Source organism: Lentzea nigeriaca (genome assembly GCF_016907955.1).
In the GTDB taxonomy this organism is placed as follows: domain Bacteria; phylum Actinomycetota; class Actinomycetes; order Mycobacteriales; family Pseudonocardiaceae; genus Lentzea; species Lentzea nigeriaca.
This window is the reverse complement of record NZ_JAFBCX010000007.1, coordinates 233,554-257,666: the sequence shown is the minus strand read 5'-3', so window position 1 is coordinate 257,666 and position 24,113 is coordinate 233,554. Positions and strand designations below refer to the sequence as shown.

Genomic DNA, 24,113 nt, shown 5'->3' with positions numbered 1-24,113 from the left:
CGGGGTGAGCAAGCCGAGCATCGCCAACGTCCTCGCAGATCGCTACGCCTCCACGTCGCTCGCGACGCTCTGGTCGGCCGAGCACAAGATCGTGCTGGAGCGCCAGCTGTGGCTCGCCGTGCTGCGGGCCCAGGCTGCCGCGGGCATCGACGTGCCGGAGACCGCCATCGCCGACTACGAGCGCGTGATGGAGCAGGTCGACCTGGAGTCGATCGCGGCACGTGAGCGGGTCACGCGGCACGACGTGAAGGCGCGCATCGAGGAGTTCAACGCGCTGGCGGGCCACGAGCAGGTCCACAAGGGCATGACCTCGCGCGACCTGACCGAGAACGTCGAGCAGCTGCAGGTCCTGCGGTCGCTGGAGCTGATCAGGTCCAAGGTCGCCGCGGTGCTCGGACGCCTCGCGCGGCTCGCCGCCGAGCACTCCGACCTGGTCATGGCCGGTCGCTCGCACAACGTGGCGGCGCAGGCCACGACGCTGGGCAAGCGCTTCGCCACCGGGGCGGACGAGCTGCTGGTCGCGTTCTCCCGGCTCGACGAGCTGATCGCGCGGTACCCGTTGCGCGGCATCAAGGGCCCGGTCGGCACCGCCCAGGACATGCTCGACCTGCTCGGCACGCCGGAGAAGCTCGCGGAGCTGGAGCGCACCGTCGCGGGCCACCTCGGCTTCGAGCGCGTGCTGACGTCGGTCGGCCAGGTGTACCCGCGCTCGCTCGACTTCGACGTGGTGTCCACGCTCGTGCAGCTCGCTGCGGCGCCGTCGTCGCTGGCGAAGACCATCCGCCTGATGGCCGGTCTCGAACTGGTGACCGAGGGCTTCAAGCCAGGCCAGGTCGGTTCGAGCGCGATGCCGCACAAGATGAACACCCGCTCGTGCGAGCGCGTGAACGGCTTCGCGGTGATCCTGCGCGGCTACCTCTCGATGGTCGGCGAGCTCGCGGGCGACCAGTGGAACGAGGGCGACGTGTCGTGCTCGGTGGTACGCCGGGTCGCGCTGCCGGACGCGTTCTTCGCGTTCGACGGGCTGCTGGAGACGTTCCTGACGGTGCTCGACGAGTTCGGCGCCTACCCGGCCGTGGTCGCGCGTGAGCTGGACCGGTACCTGCCGTTCCTCGGCACGACCAAGGTGCTGATGGCGGCCGTGCGCGCGGGCGTGGGCCGGGAGACCGCGCACGAGGCCATCAAGGAGAACGCGGTGGCCGTCGCGCTGGCGATGCGCGAGGAGGGGCTCGCGCAGAACGACCTGCTGGACCGCCTGGCCGCCGACGAGCGCCTGCCGCTGGACCGCGCCGCGCTGGACGCGCTGCTAGCCGACCGCCTGTCGTTCACCGGCGTGGCGTCGGCGCAGGTCGCGTCCGTCGTCGAGCAGGTCGCCGCGATCGTCGACAAGTACCCGGCGTACGAGCCGGAGCCGATTCTGTGATCGTCTCCGGTCTGCACGTCTATCCGATCAAGGGGTGCGGCGGGTACTCCGTCGCGTCCTCGGCCGTCGACCTCACGGGGTTGCGCGGCGACCGGATGATGATGCTCGTCGACGACGAGGGTGTCTTCCTGTCGCAGCGGAAGGTGCCCGCGATGGCCGCGCTGCGTCCGTCGCTTGTGGACTCCTCGCTGGCGATCGGCGGGGAGTCGTTCCCAGTTGTCGTCGACGGGCCACGGGTTCCGGTGACCGTGCACACGTGGCAGGGCTTCGGCGTGGACCAGGGCGATGCCCCGGCCGCGTACTTCTCCGACGCTCTCGGGAAGTCGGTGCGGCTCGTGCGCACGCCGCCGGACCTGCGCAGGGAGACGACCGGGGAGACCAAGGGGCTCGTCGGGTACGCCGACGGCAACGCGTTGCTGATGATCTCACTGTCCTCGTTGGACGGTCTGAACGAGCGCATCCTGGAACGCGGCGGCGATCCTGTGCCGATGAACCGGTTCCGCCCCAACGTGGTCGTGTCCGGGTCACCGGAGCCGCACGCGGAGGACCGGGTGCGGCGCGCGGTGATCAGCGACGTGGAACTGGCCTACGCCAAGGACTGCGTGCGGTGCGCGGTGCCGATGGTCGACCAGGAGACGGGCGTCAAGGCCGGCCCGGAACCGATCCGCTCGCTCGCGACCTACCGGCGTGATCCCGACGGCGGCGTGACCTTCGGGATGAAGGCCCAGGTCGTGCGCACCGGCTCCATCGCGGTCGGCGACGAGGTCGACGTCCTGGAGTGGTCCTAGACCTTCTGCCAGCGCAGCCGGTCGGCGCGGTTGCTGTCCTTGCGGCAGACCAGCGGCTCGCCGCGCGGGCTGATACCGAGCGCGCCCTCGGGGTGGCAGAACGCGCCCTCCCGGACGAACAGGCCCTGCTGCGGGGGTTCCGTGGTCGTCGTGGGCCGCGCGGGCGGCGGCGCCTGCACGGGCGGCGGCTTCGGCTGCGTCGTCGTGGTGGTCGTGGTGGTCGTCGAAGTCGTGGTCTTGACCGTGATGTCGGCGACGTCCGGGGTCGGCACGATGCTGACCGACTGGGTGGTGCTGGCGGTCTGCGAGCCCGGTGACGTGGACGAGACAGGGCTGGAGTCGATGCTCCACCCGGCCACGCCCAGCACGACGAGCAGTCCCACGGCGGCCAATGCCGGGATCCACAGAGCCTTTCGGGTGAGCACGGGGTGCACCTTAAGGCTCTTCGCCCTTGATCTGTAGAGGTGAAGGGGTGTGCATCGGTTTTCAGGAACACCGCCACGTAGGCTGACCAGCGTGCCTACGCTCGCTGACTACCAGCACGTCGCCCGCGGCAAGGTTCGCGATCTGTACGAAGTCGACGACGAGCTGCTGCTGTTCGTCGCGTCCGACCGCATTTCGGCCTACGACCACATCCTGAGCACGGAGATCCCGGACAAGGGCCGGGTGCTCACCGCGATGAGCGTGTTCTGGTTCGAGCGGCTCACCCCGAACCACCTGGTCGCCTACGACGACCCGCGCATCCCCGCCGAGGTCCGCGGCCGCGCGTTGCTGGTGCGCAAGCTGCAGATGATCGACGTCGAGTGCGTGGCGCGCGGGTACCTGACGGGCTCCGGCATGGCCGACTACCAGGCCACCGGCGCGGTGTGCGGGATCGAGCTGCCTGCCGGGCTGGTCGAGGCGTCCGAGCTGGATCCGCCGATCTTCACGCCCGCGTCGAAGGCCGAGATCGGCGCGCACGACGAGAACGTGTCGTTCGACGTCATCGCCGCGAAGCACGGCGAGGAACTGGCGTCGAAGCTGCGTGACCGCACGATCGAGCTGTACAGCGAGGCGCGCGCGTACGCGTTGACCAGGGGCCTGATCCTGGCGGACACCAAGTTCGAGTTCGGGCTCGACGCTTCCGGCGAGCTGGTGCTGGCCGACGAGGTGTTCACGCCGGACTCGTCGCGGTACTGGCCGGCCGAGGGCTACGAGCCCGGTCGCGTGCAGCCGTCGTTCGACAAGCAGTACGTGCGTGACTGGCTGACGTCGGACGCGTCCGGCTGGGACCGGAAGTCGGACACGCCGCCGCCTCCGCTGCCCGCGGAGGTCGTCGAGGCCACCCGCAACCGGTACGTCGAGGCGTACGAGCGGCTTACTGGCCGGTCTTTCGCCGACTGGCTCGCGTGAGTTAGCTCCGCTTTCACGCGGATGTCACCACGGCGTGGCGCACTCGGAACGTGCACTCACAGCTCGTGGTCTCACTGTCCGGCATCGGTCCGCAGACCCTCGACCGGTGCGCTGATCTGGCCGCGGCCCTCGAGCCGCGGCGGGTGCCGTTGTCGCTGCTCGTGGTCCCCCGCGAGCTCGGCGGGGCGCAGGAATGGGTGCGTGCCAGGGCGGCGGCGGGCGACGCCGTCGTGCTGCACGGCCTCGGCCAACGCCGGTTGCCCGCCCACGAGGCGGGGCTGCTGCTCACGGGTGCCCGTGCGCAGATGGAAGCCGTCGGGCTCCATGCCGACACGTTCGCGCCCCGGCGTTGCGTGGCGTCGCCGGGGACGTTGATCGCGCTGGCCAAGCACCGGTTCACCCGCTGCGCCGACGCCCACGCCGTCCGCGACCTCGGCACCGGGCTCGCGACGCTGGGCCGCCTGCACGCGCTGACAGAACGCAGCAGCTTCGGGGAGCTGCGGGCGCTGGCGCTGGTCTACTCCGCGGCACGGTCCGCGCGGCGCGGTGGCCTGACCCGCATCACCGTGGACGCCCGCGACCTGCACCGGCCGGGCGCACGGCAGGCCGTGCTCGACGCCGTGGACATCGCGCTCGCCCACGACGCCGCGCCGACCACGTACGTCAGACTGCCGTCTCCTCGCCAGGCGTCAGCGGCCTGACCTCGGTGCCCTCCGGCTTGAGCATGTCGAACATCCGGTAGGCGTTCTCCGGCATCGACAGCAGCTTCTCGTGGATGGGCACCGCCGTGCGCGGCTTGATCGCGCGCATGAAGTCGACGGCCTCGCCGAGCCGCAGCCACGGCGCTCCGGTCGGCAGGCCGAGCACGTCGATGTCCTCGTCCGGCACGAACAGCGAGTCGCCGGGGTGGTAGAACGCGCCGTCACCGACCACGTAGGCGGTGTTCGGCACGATCGGGATGTCCTCGTGGATCATCGCGTGCCGCCCGCCGACGACCTTGACCGTCGTGTCGCCGACCTTCAGCACGTCACCCGGCTGGGCGACGGTCGGGCTGTCGACGCTGGGTGCCGACCCCTCGTCGACGATCAGTTGCGCCCGCGGGTTGGCGGCGAGGAGCTTCGGCAGCCTCTCGACGTCCAGGTGGTCGTAGTGCTGATGCGTGATCAGCACCGCGTCCAGGTCTTTCACGTCCTCGAACCCGCTGGAGAACGTGCCGGGGTCGATCAGGATGCGCGTCGACCCGGTGTCGAGAAGCACGCACGCGTGACCGAAATGGACAACTCGCATGGATTCCTCCATTACCGACGTTCGGCGGGCTGACACGGTCAGGTGACGTCGGAAGTATCAAAGGGCATGAGGAAAACCCTGCAACTCCTCACGGCACTGGCGCTCGCCCTGCCGATGACGTCCTTTGTCCCTGCTACCACCACCTCTACTCCTGCTCAGGCTTTGGCGCCTCAGTCGCCTCAGTCGCAGGAGATCGGCACCGAGGAATCGCTCTCGGTCCGCGTGGGTGGCAACAACCGTTCAACCACGATCGAACGTCCTGGATCCGGTTACGTCAAGATCCATTTCGCCGACCTGCGGATTCTGCCCGGCGACGTGCTCACGGTGTCGAACCCTGACGGCACCGAGAAGTACACCTACACGCGGGATCTGAAGGCCTCCCAGACCGCCACGATCGACAAGGCCGGCTTCTGGGCCATGTCGATCACCGGCGAGAAGGCCGTCGTGTCGCTGCAGAACCCGCTCAGCCGGGTCCGGATCGACAAGATCACCCGCGGCTACACCGAGGCCGAGATGTCCTCGCAGCCGTCCGTGCAGAGCATCTGCGGCACGAACGACTACAAGGACGCGGTCTGCTACCAGTCGAGCAACCCGACCGAGTGGGGCAAGACCGCGTCCGTCGCGAAGCTGCTGAAGAACGGCAGCTCGCTGTGTACGGCGTGGCGGGTCGGCCCCAACAACCGCATGCTGACCAACAACCACTGCTTCACCAGCACCACCGGCATCGAGGTGTGGTTCAACTACCAGTGCCCGACCTGCGGCGGCACCAGTTCGGCCACCGTCATGAAGGTGCTGGCGGACACGGTGCTGAAGACCGACTCCGGCCTCGACTACACCCTCTTCAACGTCAAGAACTTCGAGACCATCACCTCGTTCGGTTACCTCGAACTGGACGCGCGCGTCCCGGCCGTGGGTGAGGAGATGTACATCGTCGGCCACCCGGCTGGGAAGCTGAAGAAGTTGTCGTTGCGCGACAACAACAACGGCGGCGGATACTGCGTCGTGCGCGCGGTGCGCGTGAACGGCAACGTGTCGCAGTCCGACATCAGCTACATGTGCGACACCGAAGGCGGTTCGTCCGGCTCGCCGGTGCTGTCGAGGCGCACGCACAAGGTGATCGGGCTCCACCACTTCGGCGGCTGCCCGAACCAGGGCGTGCGCATCGACCTCGTCGCCGCGCAGATCAGCTCACTGCTGTAAGGATTTCCTGTTCCTCTTCCGGTGTGAGGCCGGCCTTGCGAGGCCGGTCCAGCCCGAGGCCGCGCTCGTACTCCAGCGAGTCGAGCGCGGTCTCGGCCAGCGGCCTCGTCCGCAGCCCGTTCGCCAGCGCGTTGCTGACGTCGCGGGCGACCATCCTGGCCCACTCCCGCGGCAACCACAGCGGCAGCGACCGAGGCCCGGACCAGGGGTTGATCTCCAGCTGCTTCAGCACGCTCTCCGGCACGCTCACGATCTGCGTGCCCGGCGCCGCCGTGGCCCCGGCGATCTCCCCGATCGCCATCTGGAACGGCATGACCGGCCCGGTCGAGTCGTAGGTGCCCGTGACGCGTTCCTCGGTCGCGAACACGATCCACTGCGCGAGATCCCGCACGTCGATGTGCTGGAGTCCGAGGTCCGGGCTGTCCGGCACGACCACCCTGCCGCCCTTGCTGAACCGCGCGGGCCAGTACCCGAACCTGTCGCTGGGGTCGTCCGGCCCGCTGATCAGCCCGGCCCTGACGATGAACTCCCGCCCGGCCACGGCATCCCTGACCGCGTTCTCGCTCGCCACCTTGACGCCGCCGTACCGCTCCGGCGTGAACTCGGCCTCCGGGTCGTCCTCGAGCGCAGGCAGCAGCTCGTCGCTGCCCGTCGAGTGGTCCGCGTAGACCGAGATGCTGGAGACGAACGTCCAGTGCGGCGTCGTCGGCCCGAACGCCTCCAACGCGTCCCGCACCCAGTTCACCGAGTACTTCGCCACGTCGATCACCGCGTCGAACTGCTCCCCGGCGAGCTGGTCGAACGCGCCGGGTTTGTTTCTGTCGACCGAGATCAGGCGCGCACCTTCAGGCACAGCGCCCGAGGCACCGCGGGCGGCGCACACGACGTCGTGGCCGCGGCGGACGGCCTCCGCCGTGACGGCCTTGCTGAGGAACACGGTTCCGCCGAGCACCAGGATCTTCATGATCCCCAGCTTCCGTCCGATCCGGCGGAAGTGCCAGGGGACTCCGCTGTCGGCGAAATACGGCCTTGGAATGAGTCCAAGGCTCGGTCGTTCGGCCCCGATCGGCTGGACCTGCCGAACTGTTGTTCGGGCCCGACCGATGGGCGGTTTCGTGAGTCTGCACGCCTTCGTCGACGAGTCTCGGCGAAACTGCACGTACCTGCTGGCTGCTTCCCGATGGTGAGTTGCTGAAGATGTGCCGCCGACCACGTGTCGAGTTGATGAACCCCCAGGTCAGGTAGGGTCTCGGAGTACCGCCAGCCCCTCAAACCCGGGAGCAGTCTGTCGTGGCCCGAGTCGTCGTCGACGTCATGCCGAAGCCCGAAATTCTCGACCCCCAAGGACAGGCGGTGGCGAACGCGCTGCCGCGTCTCGGCTTCGACGGCATCACCGCCGTCCGCCAGGGCAAGCACTTCGAGCTGGAGGTCGCCGACGACGTCGACGACGCCACGCTCGCCAAGATCGCGGAGACCTTCCTCGCCAACCCCGTCATCGAGGACTGGACCGTGCGCAGGGTCGAGGCATGAGGGTCGGTGTCATCACCTTCCCCGGCACGCTCGACGACGTCGACGCGCAGCGGGCCGTCAGGTACGCCGACGGGGAGCCCGTGCCGTTGTGGCACGGCGATCACGACCTCAAGGGCGTCGACGCGGTCATCGTGCCCGGTGGGTTCTCGTACGGCGATTACCTGCGTTGTGGTGCCATCGCGCGGTTCGCGCCGGTCATGCAGGAAGTGATCGAGGCCGCGAACAAGGGGATGCCGGTGCTGGGCATCTGCAACGGTTTCCAGATCCTCGCCGAGGCGCACCTGCTGCCGGGCGCTCTCACCCGCAACCACAAGCTGCACTTCGTGTGCCGCGACCAGTGGCTGTCGGTCGAGAACAACACCACGGCGTGGACCACCAGGTACGACGCGAAAGCCGAGATCCTGATTCCGCTGAAGTCCGGTGAGGGCGGCTACCAGGCCGACGAGGACACGCTGAAGGAGCTCGAGGACGACAACCGGGTCGTCTTCCGGTACGTCGGCGAGAACCCGAACGGCAGCCGCAACAACATCGCGGGCATCACCAACGCCAGGGGCAACGTCGTCGGCCTCATGCCGCACCCCGAGCACGCCATCGACGCGCTCACCGGCCCGACCGACGACGGACTGGGCATGTTCCTGTCCCTGCTCGACACGGTGGTGAAGGCATGATCGACACCGTCAAGAACGCGGAAGCGACGCCCGACCAGGAGCAGCCCTACAAGGAGCTGGGCCTGAAGGACGACGAGTACGCGCGCATCAGGGAAATTCTCGGCAGGCGCCCGACGGACGCCGAGCTCGCGATGTACTCGGTCATGTGGAGCGAGCACTGCTCCTACAAGTCGTCCAAGGTGCACCTGAAATACTTCGGCGAGACAACCACGGACGAGATGCGCTCGAAGATGCTCGCGGGCATCGGCGAGAACGCGGGCGTCGTCGACGTCGGTGACGGCTGGGCGGTGACGTTCAAGGTCGAGAGCCACAACCACCCGTCGTACGTCGAGCCCTACCAGGGCGCGGCGACGGGCGTCGGCGGCATCGTGCGCGACATCCTCGCCATGGGCGCCCGTCCGCTCGCGGTCATGGACCCGCTGCGGTTCGGCGCCCCGGACGCCGCGGACACCAAGCGCGTCCTGCCCGGCATCGTCGCGGGTGTCGGCGGCTACGGGAACTGCCTCGGCCTGCCCAACATCGGCGGCGAGGTCGTGTTCGACGAGTCCTATCAGGGCAACCCGCTGGTCAACGCCCTGTGCGTCGGCGCGATGCGGGTCGAGGACCTGCACCTCGCGCACGCCAGTGGCACCGGCAACAAGGTCATCCTCTACGGCGCGCGCACCGGCCTCGACGGCATCGGTGGCGTCAGCGTGCTGGCCAGCGAGACGTTCGACGACGGCGCCGGCAAGCGCAAGAAGCTGCCGAGCGTCCAGGTGGGCGACCCGTTCACCGAGAAGGTGCTGATCGAGTGCTCGCTCGAGCTCTTCGAGAAGGGTCTCGTCATCGGCATCCAGGACCTGGGCGGCGCCGGCCTGTCCTGCGCGACGAGCGAGCTGGCGTCCGCTGGTGACGGTGGCATGCACGTCTACCTGGACCGCGTTCCGCTGCGGGCCACGGGAATGACCCCGGCGGAGATCCTCTCCAGCGAGTCCCAGGAACGCATGTGCGCGGTCGTCGAGCCGGGCAACGTCGAGGCGTTCCTCGAGGTCTGCCGGAAGTGGGACGTCATCGCCACCGAGATCGGTGAGGTGACCGACGGCGACCGCCTGGTGATCACCTACCACGACGAGGTCGTCGTGGACGTGCCGCCGCGGACCGTCGCCCACGAGGGCCCGGTCTACCACCGGCCGATCGAACGCCCGGCCGACCAGGACGAGCTGCAGGCGAACACCCCGGACAGCCTCGAAAGGCCGGACGACCTGCTGGAACTGATCAAGATCATGGCGGCCAGCCCCAACCTGGCCTCCAAGAAGTGGGTCACCCAGCAATACGACCGGTACGTGCGCGGCAACACGGTCCTCGCGCAGCCCAGCGACGGCGGCATGATCCGTATCGACGAGGAGACGCACCGCGGCGTCGCTCTCTCGACGGACTGCAACGGCCGCTACACCAAGCTCGACCCGTACGAGGGTGCGAAGCTCGCGCTCGCGGAGGCCTACCGCAACGTCGCGGCCACCGGTGCCACGCCGGTCGCCGTCACGAACTGCCTCAACTTCGGCTCGCCGGAGGACCCCGGTGTCATGTGGCAGTTCGAGCAGGCCGTGAAGGGCCTCGCGGACGGCTGCGCGGAGCTCGGCATCCCGGTGACCGGCGGCAACGTCAGCTTCTACAACCAGACCGGCACGACGGCGATCCTGCCGACGCCGGTCGTGGGTGTGCTGGGCGTGATCGACGACGTGCGGCGCCGCATCCCCACCGGGATCGGGGCCGAGGCCGGCGAGACGCTGCTGCTGCTCGGTGAGACGAAGGCCGAGTTCGGTGGGTCGGAGTGGGCGCACCACGTCCACGGCCACCTCGGCGGTCTGCCGCCGAAGGCCGATCTCGGGCGCGAGAAGCTGCTCGGCCAGATCCTCGTCGCGGGTTCACGGGACGGCATGGTCTCCGCCGCGCACGACCTCTCCGAGGGCGGTCTGGCCCAGGCTCTGGTCGAGACGTGTCTGATCGGTGAGACGGGTGCGCGGGTCTTCCTCGAAGGCGACCTGTTCACGGCGCTGTTCAGCGAGTCCGCCGGACGCGTGCTGGTCGCCGTGCCGCGGACCGAGGAGCAGCGCTTCACCGACATGTGCACGGCCCGCGCTCTGCCGTGGCGCAAGGTCGGTGTCGTCGACCCGGAGTCGAACGCGCTGGAGATCCAGGGTCTTGGTGAGCTGTCGCTCGACGAGCTCCGCGAGGCCTGGGAGGGCACTCTGCCGGCCCTGTTCGACTGACGTTTCGAGAGTACGCGGGGAGCTTTCGTACTCTCCTGGAGTACGGGAGGGCCCCGCGTACCGTCAGGAAGCGGCGATGCGCCGCAGCTGCTCGAACTTGCCGTTGAACAGGTTCTGGTCGCCGGGGAAGAGCCCGGCCGCCTGCCACTGCCAGATGGTGTGGAAGTCGAAGCCCTGCGGCAGAGGGCCCAGCCTCGAGTTGTACTGCGCGATCCACAACGGGTTGGTGTTGCCGAACTTCACCGAACCGCCGACGCACCTGTTCCACCAGTTCGTGGACGTGTAGATCATCGGATACCGCTTGGTACGCGCGAAAACCGTGTCGCTGAAGGCCTTCACCCATGTCGTCATCGCGGCCTGGTCCATCTTGTAGCAGGTGTCGCCGTACGGGTTGTACTCCATGTCCAGCGCCGGTGGCAGCGTCTTCCCGTCCGGTGACCAGCCGCCGCCGTTGCGCACGAAGAAGTTCGCCTGCTTGACTCCGTCGGAACGGTCCGGCAGCGCGAAGTGGTACGCGCCCCGGATCATGCCGACGTCGTAGGAACCGTTGTACTGCTGGGTGAACTTCGGGTTCCGGTAGGTGGTGCCCTCGGTCGCTTTGACGTACGCGAACCGGGCTCCTTTGCGCCAAGAGGACTGCCAGTCGACGTCGCCCTGGTGACTGCTGACGTCCATGCCGGGCACTTTGCCGTCTGTCGGCGGGTCTCCCGCTGTTCGCAGATGGACGGTGCGTTCGTGTTTGAGGATCTGAGAACCCGCGAAGTGGTCCGCGGAGCCCTCCGGCAAGGGCGCCGCGGACGCGGGGGCCGGCGACATGCCGGCGACGATCGCCACGATGCTGATCAAGGTCCGCATGGATTAGATCGTGCGACCATTTGTCCTGATCTGCCACCGGCATCACCCGTCCAGGCGGGCCAGCTCTTCCCTGGTCAACTCCAGGTGGGTGGCCGCGGCGGAGTCGCGGATGCTCGCCGGTCGAGAAGCACCCGGAATGGGGACTACCACTTCGGACTTCGCGAGCATCCACGAGAGGCAGACCTGGTGCGCGCTCACGCCGTGCGCGTCACCGACCTCCTTGAACGGACCGCCAAGCGAACCCGCCTTGCCGATGCCGCCGAACGGGCTCCACGGCAGGAACGCGATGCCGAGCTTCGCGCACAGCTCCAGCTCGGGCTCGCTCGACCGGAACGACGGCGAGAACTGGTTCTGCACGGCCGCGAGCCGGCCGTCGAGGATGTCGTTGGCCTGCACGATCTCGTCGGGGTTGAAGTTCGAGACGCCCGCATACCGGATCTTGCCGTTGTCCAGCAGTTCCTTCAGCGCGCCGACCGACTCGGCGATCGGCGTCTTCGGGTCCGGCCGGTGGAACTGGTACAGGAAGATCTGGTCGACCCCGAGCCGCCGCAACGATCCGTCGACGGCCTTGCGCAGGTACTCGGGACTCCCGTCGAGGCCCCAGCCACCGCCCGGCAGGCGGGTGTGACCGCCCTTCGTCGCGACGAACACCTCCTCCGACCTGCCCCGCAACGCCTCGGCGATGAGCTCCTCGTTGTGGCCGAAGTCGCGGTCGTCGAGCGAGTAGGCGTCGGCGGTGTCGATGAACGTCACGCCCGCGTCGAGCGCGGCGTGAATGGTCTCGATCCCCTGCGCGCGGTCCGGCCTGCCCTGGATGGAGACGGGCATGCCGCCCAGACCGATGGCACTGACTTCCACATCTCCGATACGGCGCTTCTGCATGAACCCCACTCTGGACCACCTGAATTAAGCTGTCCAACGCAAAGAAGTGATCCCATTGAACGATGCGGGTGATGAATCGTGGAACTCAGACAGCTGGAGTACTTCCTCGCGCTCGCCGACGAATGCCATTTCACGAGGGCCGCGCGCCGGATGCACGTCTCGCAGTCGGGTCTGTCGGCGTCGATCCGCGCGCTGGAGGTCGAGCTCGGCGCGCCGCTGTTCCTGCGCACCACCCGCCAGGTCGAGCTGACCCAGGCCGGACGGGCGCTGCTGCCGGAGGCCCGGCGTGCGCTCGGCAGCATCGAGTCGGCCAGGGACGCCGTCGCCGCCGTGCAGGGACTGTTGCGCGGCACGTTGTCCGTCGGCAGCCTGCAGTGCCTGCACGTGGTGCACCTGCCTGCGGTGTTGTCGCGGTTCCACGAGCTCCACCCCGGCGTGGAGATCAGGATGCGGCAAGCCGGCAACGCCGAGCTCGTCGAGGAGGTCCGCGCCGGCCGGCTCGACCTCGCGTTCGTCACGCGCCAGCCGAAGATCGCCGACGACCTGAGGGTGTCCACTTTGGCCGCTGAGCCGCTGGTTCTCGCGTGCGCGCCGGGAAGTCCGTTCGCCACCAGGGAATCCGTCGAACTGTCCGAACTGGCCGGTCAGCCGTTCGTCGACTTCAACCTGGGCTGGGGCACGCGCGAGGAGGTCGACCGCACGCTCACCGCGGCCGGGGTCGAGCGGCACGTCGCCGTCGAGGTCAACGACGTGCACTCACTGCTGGACTTCGTCGGGTTCGGGCTCGGTGTCGCGCTGGTCCCGCAGTCCTTCGCCGTCAAGACCGACAGCGCGTGCTTCGTCGGCCTTCGCGGGGACCTTCCCGTTGCCGAGACCGTTGCCGTCACTCCGAACACCGTCAGCACCGCCGCGAGCGTTCTGCTCGACATGGTCGCGGAGGCCAAGTCCGGCCGCCTCCGTGCTGCCGGTTAGCTGCCAGCCGGCCGCCGGCCTGCGGAACTCGGTCTTCGGCTCGACCTTCAGCTCGCCGATCTGGCGTGCGGGGGGTTGGTCGGACGGGTGGAAGAAATTCCCGACCGAGGCGTCGGACAGCTCGACCTCCTGGGCGAACTCGACTTCCTGGAAGGAGATACCGCCCTCGAAGCTGCCTCCGGAGAGCTCCAGCCTCCCCAGGAACTGCGCACCGGAGAACAGCGCCGGCTTGAGCACGTGGATCTTGCGGAATCTCGTGATGCCGTAGAACCGCGCACGCCGTGCGGTCAGCCAGTTGACACGCCGGCCATCCAACGAGAAGTACTCGAGGCTCGCACCCGTCAGGTCGAGGTCGTAGTGCACGTCCTCGTCGAGGTCGCCCCACGACAACGTGTCCTTGATCAGCCGCTGCGCGGTCAACCGCACCTGGTGCTCCAGCCGAGTCTCCTGTGACACGTCGTCGGCGGAAGGGGACCGGTTCGGATCGTCGGCCTGATCCTGGTAGGCGGGATGGTCGAACGGTCGCCGCAGGTAGGCGCACAGCACGTCGAGCACGGTCTGCCGGTAGCGCGGAGTGGACTTCGCGAGCCACGCCAGCGCGTGCATCGCACCCACCCGCACCTGGTCCGCCTCGTTGCCGAGCAGCTCGACCGAGCGCGCGAACCGTTCGTCGGCGACCTTCTCGCTCTCCAGGCTGTGCCGCGCCTCCTCGGTCTTGCGCCGCCTGTCGTTGAGCCACAACGCGTACAGCGCGACCACCGCGCCGCCCGCGACACCCGCGGTCTTCACCACCTCGACCGGCGGAGCGTGCACCAGCACCAGTGCCACGCCCGTGACCACCGTCGTGAGGAGTGCGGCGAGTACCGCCATCAACCAGGGTGCACGCACGCTCAGTTCCTCCACGCCTCTGGCAGCTCGGGCTCCACGGCGAACGTACAGCCGTCGGCCTTCACGTCCGCCCACTCAGATCCGGCGAACTTGGTCTCGCCCAGGAACCTCGATTCGGTGAACACCGCGAGCCCGCGCGCGGAGAACCGGCTGAACCACGCCTTGCCGCGGAACTCGGTGTGGTGCATGTAGAGGCGGCCGGCCACCTTCGCCTCGGTGAGGTACACGTTGCCGTGGATCACCATGTGGTGGAACGCGTTGGACTCGTTCAGGTGCGCGACTCGCAGAATCAGGTCGCCGACGTGCCGGTACGACAGGTCCATGTAGTGCAGATGGGCTTTCGTGAGGTTGAGGTCGTAGCGGACCGGGTCCTTCTCCTCGGCGCGCGGCAGGAGGTCTTCGATCAACCGTTGGGAGGTCAGCCTGACCTCCAGCTCGATCTCGCCGAGCTCCGCGTCGAAGTCCTCCGGGTCGTCGGAGTACTTGAACGGACGGCGCAGGTAGGCGCAGAGGATGTCCAGCACGGTCTGCGTGTACTCGGTCCGCGACTTCGCGAGGCCGGCGAGCGCGTGCATCGCGCCCACGCGGACCTGGGCCGTGTCGTGTCCCAGCAGCTCCACGGCGCGCGCGAACCGTTCGTCGGCCACTCGGGACCTGTCGTGGTCGATGCGCTGGCTCTCGAGCTCCTGGCGGGCCTCCTCGACGCGCCGCCGCCGGTCGTTGAGCCACAGGGCGTAGAGCGCCACGATCGCGCCGCCCGCGAGGCCACCCGTTTTGATGGCCTCGTGTTTCGGCGCGCCGGGGTCGAGGAGCAGCAGCAGGCCGCCGACCAGCACAAACGCCCCGACGGACCCGAGGATGGTCGGCAGTAGCAAACTTTTCCGGCGGCGGTGCTTGCGTTCGCCGTTGCCCCACAGGAACCTCACGAGGTCGGCATTCTGCCAAGTAGGCGGTGCATGATGGGTGGGAACTGACCCAACGCGAACGGGGTGAGCGGGTGGAGCGGCCGAACTGGGCGCCTGGGGACATCGATCTGGAGCGGCCGAGCGTCGCCCGCGTGTACGACTACTGGCTGGGTGGCGCGCACAACTTCGCCGCCGACCGCGCGGTCGGGCAGAAGGCGTTGGAGTTCATGCCTGAGCTGCGCGACGTCATCCTCAACCACCGCGCCTTCTTGCGCAGGGCCGTCCGCTACCTGCTGGGTCGCGGCGTCCGGCAGTTCCTCGACCTCGGCTCCGGCATCCCGACGGTGGGCAACGTGCACGAGATCGCCCAGACCGCCGATCCGTCCGCGAAGGTCGTCTACGTCGACATGGACCCGGTCGCCGTCGCGCACAGCCGGTCGCTGCTGAGTGGCAACGATCGGGTGAACGTGCTGCAGGCCGACGTGCGCGACCCGGCATCGGTCCTCTCCTCGCCTGAGGTGAACGACCTGCTCGACTTCGAGCAGCCGACCGCGGTGCTGATGATCGCGTTGATGCACTTCGTCTCCGACGACGAGAACCCGATCGGGATCATCGGCGGGTACCGCGACCGTCTCGCTCCCGGCAGCTTCCTGGCCATCTCCCACGCGGGGTACGAGCCGGACGAGGAGACCGGGTCCTACCGGGCCGCACGGGCGATGTACGACCGCAACGTCACGCCGATGACCTATCGCAACAAGGTCGAGTTCACGAAGTTGTTCGAGGGGTTCGAGCTGGTCGAACCCGGCGCGGTGCGGCTGCCCCTGTGGAATCCGGAGTCCCCTGACGACCTGGACGGGTCCGGACGGCCGTTTCCCGGCTTCGGCGCGGTAGGCCGGAAGGTGTAGAGGTGACTCCATACGGCGACCGCCCGTATGCTGCGCGTTCGTGGCGTTAGGGCCGAGCAGATGACCGAACGGGTTGACCACCGGGTGCGTGACGACCGCTCTCCTTTGGACCCGGCCGTTTTGGCCGGTGCCGAGTCGTTCGCGCGCAGCTGGGCGACGGCGGTGATCGGTTCCAGCTATGTCCCGATGACGAGGTCCGAGGTCGCCCAGCACCTCCAGGACCTGACCGAGATGCTCGTCGAGGCGCTGTTCGCGAGCCCGTTCCGCACGGCACCGGGCTACGAGATCGGCTCACGGCTCGTCGACGCGCATTTCACCGGCACCGACACGTTGGGCCGCACCATCCAGCTCCTCGGCGACGACCTGCTGGCCGAGCTGGGCTCCGCCGGTGACGATCGCCTTCGGTCCCGCCTGGCGGCCCTCCAGGGCGCGTTGGCCGCCGGATACGCCCGCGCCCTGCGGGAACGCACGCTCGCCGAGCAGGAGGCGATCAGGGCGGCCGTCCTGGACGCCCGCGACCAGGCCGAGGCGATGCTGCGGGCGTCGGAGGCCCGGTTCCGCGCGATGTTCACCGAGGCCGCGATCGGTATCGGCATCGCCGACATCGAGGGCCGGATACTCGACGTCAACCAGGCCCTGCAGGACATGCTCGGCTTCAGCGTCGAGGAGATGCGCCAGTACAACGTGCGCGACCTCATGCACCCGGAGGACGCGGGCAGCGTGTGGCGGCTCTACGACCAGCTCATCGCGGGCGAGTGCGACCACTACCGGGCGGAGAAGCGCTTCCACCGCGCCGACGGTGAGCAGGTGTGGACGCACCTGACGCTGTCGCTGGTCCGCGACGACCACGGCGAGCCGCAGTACCAGGTGGCGATGATCGAGGACGTCACCGATCGCCACCTGCTGCAGAACCGGCTGCGCTACCAGGCCCTGCACGACCCGCTGACCGGCCTGCCGAACCGGGCGCTGTTCCTCGAACGCCTTGGCCGCGTGTTCAACAACCGCGGCAAGCACCTGCGGGCGGGCCTCTGCTACCTCGACCTGGACGGCTTCAAGGTCATCAACGACTCCCTCGGCCACGACACAGGCGACCAGCTCCTGGTCGAGGTCGGCCGCCGCCTCGACCACTCGGTGTCCGGCGAGGGCAAGCTGGTCGCGCGCATGGGCGGCGACGAGTTCGTGATCCTGGTCGAGGGCTCGACCGGCGAGCAGGACATCGTCGACGTGGCTGACCGCGTGCTGACCGAGCTGGAGGCGCCGATCCGCATCGCGGGCCACGAGCTGTCGGTCTCGGCCTCCATCGGCATCGTCGAACGGGAGCTGTCCGGCACGACGTCGGCGGACCTGATGCGCGACGCGGACATCACGCTGTACTGGGCGAAGGCCGACGGCAAGGCGCGCTGGGCGTTGTACGACCCGGAGCGCAACGCCCGCGAGGTCGCTCGCTTCACGCTCTCGGCCACGATGCCGCGAGCCCTGGAACGCGGCGAGTTCTACGTCGAGTACCAGCCGCTGGTGCGCCTGGAGGACTCCACGGTCGTCGGCGTCGAGGCGCTGGTGCGCTGGCAGCACCCGGAGTTCGGCCGGCTCGCGCCGGACCGGTTCATCGAGCTGGCCGAGGAGACCGGCCTCATCGTCCCGTTAGGACGGTGGGTTCTCCACAAGGCCTGCGAGGAGGCGCGGCGCTGGCTGGTCGAGTTCGGCGACGCGGCACCGTTCGTGTCGGTGAACCTCGCCGTGCGCCAGTCCCGCGACCCCGAGCTGGTCCGCGACGTGAAGCGGATCCTCGACGAGTGCGCGCTGCCGCCGCATCACCTGCAGCTGGAGCTGACCGAGTCGGCGATCATGGGTACCGCCGACGAGCCGCTGGAAGCGCTGCGGGCGTTGTGCGACATGGGTGTGCGCATCGCGATCGACGACTTCGGCACCGGGTACTCGAACCTGGCCTACCTGAAGCACCTGCCCGTGCACGAGCTGAAGATCGCCGGCTCGTTCATGGAGGGGCTGCGGGCCGAGACCGAGGAAGACCCGGTCGACTCGCAGATCGTCGCGACCCTGGTCCAGCTGGCGCACGCGTTGTCGTTGGGCGTCACGGCCGAGGGGGTGGAGACGCCTGCTCAGGCCGCCCGGCTGTTGAGGCTCGGATGTGACACGGGCCAGGGCTGGTTCTTCGCCCGCCCTGGCCCGCCTGAGGACATCGACAGCTTGTTGCGCGGAGACCTCTAGCTGATCGACCTCTTGCTCACGTTGTGGCCGGAGACCTCGACCACCGGCTGCGTGCCGCCGAGGTCGGACGCCCGGTACTCGGCCCGGATCGTCTGCGTCTCACCGGGGAACAGCGTGATGTAGTTGTCGGTCCACTCGGCCGGCAGCACCTCGGGCCCGCCCTGGCCCTTGCGCAGCGACGCGCGCAGGAAGAACGCCACGGACGTGCCGGTGTTCTTGATGGTCACGTGCGTGGCCTGCCTGCCGTCCGTGCCCGGCGTGGTGCTGGTGGAGACCGACACCTGGCCCGCCTTCAGCGAGCTCAGCGACTTCAGGTCCGTGTACTGGGCCTGCGGCGTGTAGTACCAGTCGCCGCCGTTGTAGTTCAGCGTGTCCGCCTTGGTGGACAGCCAGTACACGTTGCGGTCGACCTCGTTGCCGGAGGAGTCCTTGAGCAGCAACCGCACGAAGTACGCGGTGGACAGCCCTGACGGCTGCGGCAGGGTGCCGACCCGCACGGATCCGTTGGCCTTGGCCGGAACCGGACGTGTCTCGTTCGCCTTCTGCGTGCCGTCGGAGTTGAAGACGGTCACCTGCAGGCTGAGACCTTCCTTGGCCTCCAGGCCCATGTTCACGACGGCGAGCGACTTGTCGTCGTAGGAGTACTGCGCGTGCAACGCCTTGTTGGCCGTCTTGGCGCCGAAGTACGAGCCCGCGGTCGCGAGGTTGTAGTTGTAGAGGTGCCAGTAGAGCTTGGGCCACGGGTCGTTCTGCATCCAGTAGATGACGCCCTGCGCCTGGTTGGCGCCGGTGTCGGAGAAGTCGCGGCCGAACGCCTCGAACTGCGCGCGGTTCGTCTCGTACTGCTGCAGCTGCGCCTTGCGCACGAAGTCGTCCACAGTGGACGGCTTGCTGTAGCGGTTGTCGAGCGCCGTGCCCCAGAAGCCGGGCTTGCTGAAGTTACCCGACGGCGACAGGTGGTACTGCGAGGCGTTGTAGTCGGTCAGCTTGCTGATCTCGGCAGGGCTCAGGAACTTCTTCAGCTCGTCCATCTCCGGGATCGCGAGGCCAGGACCGATCTCCGACGCGAAGCCCGCGCTGCCGCCCTTCTGGTTGTTGTACCAGTAGACCGGCGGCTCCCACCAGTACGGACCGTCCATCTTCATGCCGGAGTCGCCGAGCTTCGGGGAGCTGCGCCGCGCCGCCGCGGTGACGATCGGCGTCTGCCAGTCGGCACGCTTCAACGCGTCCAGGTAGATCGTCTCGACGGCGGCCGCCGGTGCCTCGTCCGAGCCGATCAGGAACGTGAAGACGCTGGGGTGGTTGCGGATCCGCTTGGCCTCGCCCTCGGCGGACGCGCCGGCGACCTTCTTGTCCTCCGCGGAGAACCCGCTGGTGTTCTGCCACTTCGAGCAGCACTCCCAGCCGGTCATGATCAGGATGCCCATGCGGTCGGCCATGTCGTAGATCTCGTCGTTCTCCGGCTTGCCCTCGAGCCGGATCGTGTTGAGACCCATGGACTTCGTCAGCATCATCTCGTCGGCGATCTTCCGCACGTTCGTGCGCAGGAAGAGATCCGACGCCCAGCCGCCACCGCGGATCAGGATCGGCTTGCCGTTGATCTGGTACTGGATGTTGCCGCTGATCATCTTCGAGGTGACCTCGCGGATGCCGAACGTCGTCTTCTGCTCGTCCGACTTCGCGCCCGCCACGGTGGCCGACGCGGTCGCGTCGTAGAGCGGCTGCGCGCCCATCTGGTACGGCCACCAGATCTGCGGGTTGCTGACGTTGAGCGCGAACGTGACGGTCTTGGTCTCGTTCGCGGCGAGGCTCACGTTCTGGCTGTAGTTCTGGCCCGCGGCGCTGCCGGCGACGGTCGTGGTGACGGCGCTGCCGGTGTTGTTGCTCGCGTCGACCTTCACGGTGACCGTGGCGCTGTTCAGGTTCGGCAGCGGCAGGTCGGTCAGGACGTGCAGGCCGCGCAACGAGACCGGGCCGCTCTGCACGAGGTCGACGTCGCGGTGCAGGCCCTGGTTGCGGTCGGGCGGTAGCTGGGACCAGTCGATGAAGTGGATCACCAGGTCCTTGGCGGGGTCGGACGGCGACGCCTTGATCGCGAGGGCGTTGTCGCCCTTCTTGAGCAGGCTGGTCACGTTGAACTCGTAGTGCGTGTAGGCGCCGATGACCGTGTCCGTGCCGGCGACCTTCTTGCCGTTCAGCCACACCTCGCCGCGGGAGATCACACCGCCGTTGAGCTTGAGGAACGTGTTGACGCCCGGCTGCGGGTCCGCCTGGAAGACCTTGCGGTACCACCACGGCACCTGGAAGTCGCCGCGGACGGCCTTCTTGAGGTTGTCCGAGTAGTTGACGTCCCCGTACTTGTTGTTGGCGATCAGTCCGGCCATCACGGTCGACCGCGCGGGCACGGTCATCCATCCGGTGTCGGAGTAGGCCGGTGAGGAGATCACGTCACCGGTCTGGGTCGCCTTCGTGCTGCTCTGCAGGCGCCAGTCGGGGACGGTGGAGGTCGTTCCTGGGTCGGCGGCCACCTTCAGCGCCGCTCCCGTGCCGGGCACAGGGCCCGCGTTGGCTGAGGTGCCTGGCACGAGCAGGGCCAGGCCCATCGCGGCCACGACCAGTGTCGGTAGTGGTCGGTTGCGCAGCATGTCGCTCCTCGACGCATCGGGGCGGCGGCGCTTCGGGGTTTCGTAAAGAAGGTTTCCTTTTTGTGAGGTCACCGGCAATGGGCCTTCCGGGTGACGCGCACCACACCAATCGGCACACTCCGTGCGCCATGATCCGCTACCTTGGCCCGCATGCGTCGACTTGCCGTCCCGTTGTTGCTGGCAGTGGTCCTGACCGGGTGTTCTTCGCAGGAAGCAGGGAAGCCGTCCGCGGGAGACCAGGCGAGCGGGGCGCCGACGACCGGAACTTCAGCCGCCGCCGCACCGGTGAACAGACCCAAGGCCGTCGACCTCAAGACGCTCGACCCGTGCACGCTGATCACGCCGGAGACGAAGACCGCCCTCAGCATCCGCACCGTTGAGCCGGGCAGCCCGGCGCCTGCGTACGGCGAGGGCAGCAAGGCCTGCGGCGCGAGCTTCGAGGACCGCAAGTACGTCTGGGGCCTGGACACAATTCTCAACGGCGGACCCGACGTGCTGAAGAAGAACGCCGGCGAGGCCAAGGTCGCCGAGGTCCCGGTCGCCGGCTACCCCGGTTACCAGACCAAACAGGAAACCGTGGGCGGTAAGCCCGGATCGTGCCGCCTCTACCTCGACGTGCACGACGGGCAGATGCTGCTGGTGACGATGATCCTGCCGTTCGCCGCCGGTCCGGAATCCACGTTGGACGGAGCGTGTGAGCGGGGCAAGACGCTGGCCACCGCCGTCGCCACGACGCTCGCGGCGAAGTGAGTAGAACTACTCCGCTTTTACCGGGAACCGGTCACCGGCGTCATGCATCAGAGCTAAAGTCGTTCCAAATGCACACGCGGCCCACTCTGGGGGCCGTACTGAGGAGGGTGTGCCGTGCATCTCGCGGACGTGGATGGTGGGGGGACGTCGTCGCTGCCCCCGGAGTTCGGTCAGCGCAAGCTGAAGGTGGACCCATCCGCCATTCCAGAGGCCAGGAAGGCTTTCGAGCGCGCGCTGGACGAGTTCGAGCTCAAGATCGAGCGCGAACTCGACAAGCTGCCCCCTGCGGAGTGGGCGGGCGACCCGGTCAGCAGTGAGACCGCGAAGGCCTTCAAGGAGCAGACCACCGACAAGGCGTTGACGGCGCTGGCTCAGTACAAGAAGCAGCTCATGGGCGTCGTCGACCAGCTCAAGATGATCGAAGAGCAGTACCGCCAGGTCGAGGGCGACAACACGGCCATGTGGGGCAAGCACAACCGGGACCTGGGCTGAGAGGGGGACTGACCGATGACTGACCACCGTTTCCAGGGGTACGGCCACCCCGAGCTGTACAAGATGATCAACTCCGGCCCGGGCGTCTCCGCCTCCATCCCGGTCGAGCAGGGCTGGAAGACCATCGCCACCTCGCTCGCCCAGATCGACGAGGACCTGCAGACCGCGCTGACCAAGATGGGCGCCGGCTGGGAGTCCGACGCCGCCGAGACCGCGGGTGCCGCGCTGTCGCCGCTGGCCCAGTGGGCCGGCTACGCCAACCAGGGCGCGACCACGATGGAGAGCTCCGCGCGCCTGCAGGGCGAGTTCATCGCCGACGCCCGCAAGAAGATGCCCGAGGTGGTCCCGGTCACCACTGAGAAGCCCGGTGTCCTCGACATCGGGGTCGGTGTGCTCACTGGCCCCATCGGCATGGCGCACGTCGTCGGCCAGCAGGTGGACCACGAGCGGCAGGAAGCCGCCGCGGACAACGCCGCCGCGCAGGCCGTCAAGGTCATGGAGGACTACCAGTCGGACAGCCGCTGGAACTCCTCGACGCTCGGTGAGTTCCCGACGCCGCCGCAGGTCGTGATCGACACGCCGCCTCCCGGCCCCTCGGGCACGGCCAACACGCACGTCGGCTACTCCTCGACCGGCTCGTACTCGCCGTCCGGCAACACGGGCACGACCAACCCGTCGTGGACGGCGCCGTCGACCCAGCAGCACGTGTCGCAGACCTGGACTCCGCCCGGTGGCGGCGACACCACGCACACGTCGTGGACGCAGCCTCCGACGCAGCCGCCGGTCCACACCCCGCCCCCGACGAACATCCCGACGCCGACTCCGGACCCGCGTCCGACGCCGACGCCCGGACCTGGCCCGGTGTTCACCCGGCCGAGCACCGGCGCGCCCGGTGGTGGCCTGCGCGGTGGTGGCACCGGTGGCGTTCGCGGTGGTCAGCTCGGTGGCGGCAAGTCGTTCGGCCCGATGTCGGGCTCGCTCGGCTCGTCCGGTCAGGGCTCGGGGAAGGCCGGCATGATGCCCGGCATGGGCTCCGGTCCGGAGGGTGCGCGCGCCGGTGCCATGGGTGGCGGCGCCGCGGGCAAGGGCGGTGCTGCCGGTGCGGGTGGTGCCGGTGGGGCGCACGGCCAGAAGGGCGAAGGCGAGGACGACCTCGAGCACAAGGCGGCCGACTACCTGGTCGAGACCGACGACGTGTTCGGTGACGAGCGCCTGGTCGCGCCGCCGGTCATCGGCGGCATCTCCGAGTGAGCCTGTTCGGCGGTCCGGCGGAGAGGGAGCCGATCACTCTCTCCGCCGAAGAGTTCGACGTGGTGTGGGAACGCATGAACGTCGGCCCGATGCCGCTCGTCCTGAAGGTTCCCTCTCCCGGTAAGACGCGGGACGAGCGCGTCCAGCTCGAGAACCGCGTCTACCAGCAGCTGGATGCCCGCCGCCTGGGCAACTCGCGCGGTCTTTCGTCCGAACTGGACGGACTGCTGCGCATGTTCGTCAAGCCGGAGCGGGAGGCGGACGGCCGTCTCTGGCTCGGCCACAGCCTGCGCGTTCTCGCCGTGGCGAACGGCGACTGGGGCGCGCTCGCGACATTGCGGGACGACCAGCTGACGTTCCAGCCGTGGGCGGGCTCCGGGCTCGCCTCGGCTGTGCTGTCCGTGCTGCCCTCGCACCCCGCCGGAACAGGTCTTTCGGTGACGCTGCCCAGCGAGGACATCGAGAAGGCGATCGCGAAGACCGACGGTTCGCCGAAGTCGATGGAGGCCGCGTTCAGGGGCGTCGGCCTGCGCGAGGACGACGCCAAGGCGCTGGTGAAGATGTTCACCGGGCTGGTGCACACCGGGAACTTCGGGGCAGCGGCGCGCGACAAGTACGGCAAGCGCTGCCGGCCCGAGCGTGTGATCGCGTTCTTCGACACCGAAGAGGGTCGCTACCTGCAGCAACGTCGTTCCTCCAACGGTCAGCCGCCGTGGAGCACGTTCACGCCGACCGACGCCCGCCGGATGATGCACCAGGTGGACGAGCTGATCTCCGAAGCGGTTCGTTCCGCCGACGGCTGATG

General features: G+C 68.5%; 22 protein-coding genes. 15 read left to right on the top strand and 7 right to left on the bottom strand.

Going from position 1 to position 24,113, the window contains the following annotated elements; genetic code table 11:
* Positions 1–4: 4 nt before the first annotated feature.
* Both purB and JOD27_RS25750 read left to right on the top strand, forming a co-directional pair.
* A complete protein-coding gene (gene purB, locus JOD27_RS25755) occupies positions 5–1,423 on the top strand; it encodes an adenylosuccinate lyase (protein WP_204764835.1) in 1,419 nt (472 codons plus the stop codon).
* Entirely contained in the window at positions 1,420–2,211 is a 792-nt protein-coding gene (locus JOD27_RS25750; protein ID WP_204764834.1) for an MOSC domain-containing protein, read from the top strand. The genes purB and JOD27_RS25750 overlap by 4 nt, the downstream gene beginning before the upstream one ends.
* Here JOD27_RS25750 and JOD27_RS25745 read toward each other — a convergent pair.
* Complete coding sequence (locus tag JOD27_RS25745) at positions 2,208–2,636, bottom strand: hypothetical protein (RefSeq protein ID WP_204764833.1); 429 nt, start codon at positions 2,634–2,636, stop codon at positions 2,208–2,210. The two genes, JOD27_RS25750 and JOD27_RS25745, sit on opposite strands and share 4 nt — an antisense overlap.
* Before the next feature lie 91 nt (positions 2,637–2,727).
* On the opposite strand from JOD27_RS25745, the gene JOD27_RS25740 reads away from it, so the two are divergent.
* Positions 2,728–3,603: a phosphoribosylaminoimidazolesuccinocarboxamide synthase gene (locus JOD27_RS25740; RefSeq protein ID WP_204764832.1), complete on the top strand. Its 876-nt coding sequence runs from the start codon at positions 2,728–2,730 to the stop codon at positions 3,601–3,603.
* Between the two features lie 50 nt (positions 3,604–3,653).
* Positions 3,654–4,304 carry a polysaccharide deacetylase family protein gene (locus JOD27_RS25735; RefSeq protein WP_204764831.1) on the top strand — a complete coding sequence of 217 codons (651 nt, stop codon included), beginning with the start codon at positions 3,654–3,656 and terminating at the stop codon, positions 4,302–4,304.
* On the opposite strand, the gene JOD27_RS25730 is transcribed toward JOD27_RS25735, so the two are convergent.
* Positions 4,267–4,890: an MBL fold metallo-hydrolase gene (locus JOD27_RS25730; RefSeq protein ID WP_204764830.1), complete on the bottom strand. Its 624-nt coding sequence runs from the start codon at positions 4,888–4,890 to the stop codon at positions 4,267–4,269. The genes JOD27_RS25735 and JOD27_RS25730 overlap by 38 nt on opposite strands.
* A gap of 66 nt (positions 4,891–4,956) precedes the next feature.
* On the opposite strand from JOD27_RS25730, the gene JOD27_RS25725 reads away from it, so the two are divergent.
* Positions 4,957–6,090, top strand: coding sequence for a trypsin-like serine peptidase (locus tag JOD27_RS25725; RefSeq protein WP_204764829.1), 1,134 nt, complete (start codon positions 4,957–4,959; stop codon positions 6,088–6,090).
* On the opposite strand, the gene JOD27_RS25720 is transcribed toward JOD27_RS25725, so the two are convergent.
* Positions 6,074–7,054, bottom strand: a complete 981-nt coding sequence (locus JOD27_RS25720) for an NAD-dependent epimerase/dehydratase family protein (RefSeq protein ID WP_204764828.1) — start codon at positions 7,052–7,054, stop codon at positions 6,074–6,076. The two genes, JOD27_RS25725 and JOD27_RS25720, sit on opposite strands and share 17 nt — an antisense overlap.
* 326 nt (positions 7,055–7,380) lie before the next feature.
* Between JOD27_RS25720 and purS the strand changes: the two genes are divergently transcribed.
* From purS to purL, 3 genes are read left to right on the top strand one after another with little or no spacing between them, the layout of a single operon-like run.
* Positions 7,381–7,620, top strand: coding sequence for a phosphoribosylformylglycinamidine synthase subunit PurS (gene purS, locus JOD27_RS25715; protein WP_030465889.1), 240 nt, complete (start codon positions 7,381–7,383; stop codon positions 7,618–7,620).
* The gene (gene purQ / locus JOD27_RS25710) at positions 7,617–8,288 is read left to right on the top strand and encodes a phosphoribosylformylglycinamidine synthase subunit PurQ (protein ID WP_204764827.1); all 672 of its coding nucleotides are present in this window, start codon (positions 7,617–7,619) and stop codon (positions 8,286–8,288) included. The genes purS and purQ overlap by 4 nt, the downstream gene beginning before the upstream one ends.
* A complete protein-coding gene (purL, locus tag JOD27_RS25705) occupies positions 8,285–10,537 on the top strand; it encodes a phosphoribosylformylglycinamidine synthase subunit PurL (protein ID WP_204764826.1) in 2,253 nt (750 codons plus the stop codon). The genes purQ and purL overlap by 4 nt, the downstream gene beginning before the upstream one ends.
* A gap of 63 nt (positions 10,538–10,600) precedes the next feature.
* On the opposite strand, the gene JOD27_RS25700 is transcribed toward purL, so the two are convergent.
* Both JOD27_RS25700 and JOD27_RS25695 read right to left on the bottom strand, forming a co-directional pair.
* Positions 10,601–11,392 (bottom strand): lysozyme, encoded by a 792-nt coding sequence (locus tag JOD27_RS25700; RefSeq protein WP_204764825.1) that lies wholly within the window; start codon positions 11,390–11,392, stop codon positions 10,601–10,603.
* Between the two features lie 42 nt (positions 11,393–11,434).
* Positions 11,435–12,274: an aldo/keto reductase gene (locus JOD27_RS25695; protein ID WP_204764824.1), complete on the bottom strand. Its 840-nt coding sequence runs from the start codon at positions 12,272–12,274 to the stop codon at positions 11,435–11,437.
* A 78-nt stretch (positions 12,275–12,352) separates the two neighbouring features.
* On the opposite strand from JOD27_RS25695, the gene JOD27_RS25690 reads away from it, so the two are divergent.
* Entirely contained in the window at positions 12,353–13,246 is an 894-nt protein-coding gene (locus tag JOD27_RS25690) for a LysR family transcriptional regulator (protein ID WP_204764823.1), read from the top strand.
* An 890-nt stretch (positions 13,247–14,136) separates the two neighbouring features.
* Here JOD27_RS25690 and JOD27_RS25680 read toward each other — a convergent pair.
* Positions 14,137–15,060 carry a hypothetical protein gene (locus JOD27_RS25680; protein WP_307830317.1) on the bottom strand — a complete coding sequence of 308 codons (924 nt, stop codon included), beginning with the start codon at positions 15,058–15,060 and terminating at the stop codon, positions 14,137–14,139.
* Between the two features lie 71 nt (positions 15,061–15,131).
* Between JOD27_RS25680 and JOD27_RS25675 the strand changes: the two genes are divergently transcribed.
* Both JOD27_RS25675 and JOD27_RS25670 read left to right on the top strand, forming a co-directional pair.
* Positions 15,132–15,944, top strand: coding sequence for an SAM-dependent methyltransferase (locus JOD27_RS25675; protein ID WP_204764822.1), 813 nt, complete (start codon positions 15,132–15,134; stop codon positions 15,942–15,944).
* 60 nt (positions 15,945–16,004) lie between these two features.
* A complete protein-coding gene (locus JOD27_RS25670) occupies positions 16,005–18,170 on the top strand; it encodes a putative bifunctional diguanylate cyclase/phosphodiesterase (RefSeq protein ID WP_204764821.1) in 2,166 nt (721 codons plus the stop codon).
* On the opposite strand, the gene JOD27_RS25665 is transcribed toward JOD27_RS25670, so the two are convergent.
* On the bottom strand, positions 18,167–20,815 hold the full coding sequence (locus tag JOD27_RS25665; protein ID WP_204764820.1) for a glycoside hydrolase family 2 protein: 2,649 nt from the start codon (positions 20,813–20,815) through the stop codon (positions 18,167–18,169). The genes JOD27_RS25670 and JOD27_RS25665 overlap by 4 nt on opposite strands.
* 150 nt (positions 20,816–20,965) lie before the next feature.
* On the opposite strand from JOD27_RS25665, the gene JOD27_RS25660 reads away from it, so the two are divergent.
* The 4 genes from JOD27_RS25660 (at position 20,966) to JOD27_RS25645 (ending at position 24,111) form a co-directional block, all read left to right on the top strand.
* A complete protein-coding gene (locus JOD27_RS25660; RefSeq protein ID WP_204764819.1) occupies positions 20,966–21,565 on the top strand; it encodes a DUF3558 domain-containing protein in 600 nt (199 codons plus the stop codon).
* A gap of 114 nt (positions 21,566–21,679) precedes the next feature.
* Positions 21,680–22,057 (top strand): WXG100 family type VII secretion target, encoded by a 378-nt coding sequence (locus tag JOD27_RS25655; protein WP_204764818.1) that lies wholly within the window; start codon positions 21,680–21,682, stop codon positions 22,055–22,057.
* A gap of 15 nt (positions 22,058–22,072) precedes the next feature.
* Positions 22,073–23,308 carry a PPE domain-containing protein gene (locus JOD27_RS25650; protein ID WP_204764817.1) on the top strand — a complete coding sequence of 412 codons (1,236 nt, stop codon included), beginning with the start codon at positions 22,073–22,075 and terminating at the stop codon, positions 23,306–23,308.
* A complete protein-coding gene (locus JOD27_RS25645; RefSeq protein WP_204764816.1) occupies positions 23,305–24,111 on the top strand; it encodes an ESX secretion-associated protein EspG in 807 nt (268 codons plus the stop codon). The genes JOD27_RS25650 and JOD27_RS25645 overlap by 4 nt, the downstream gene beginning before the upstream one ends.
* Positions 24,112–24,113 lie beyond the last annotated feature (2 nt).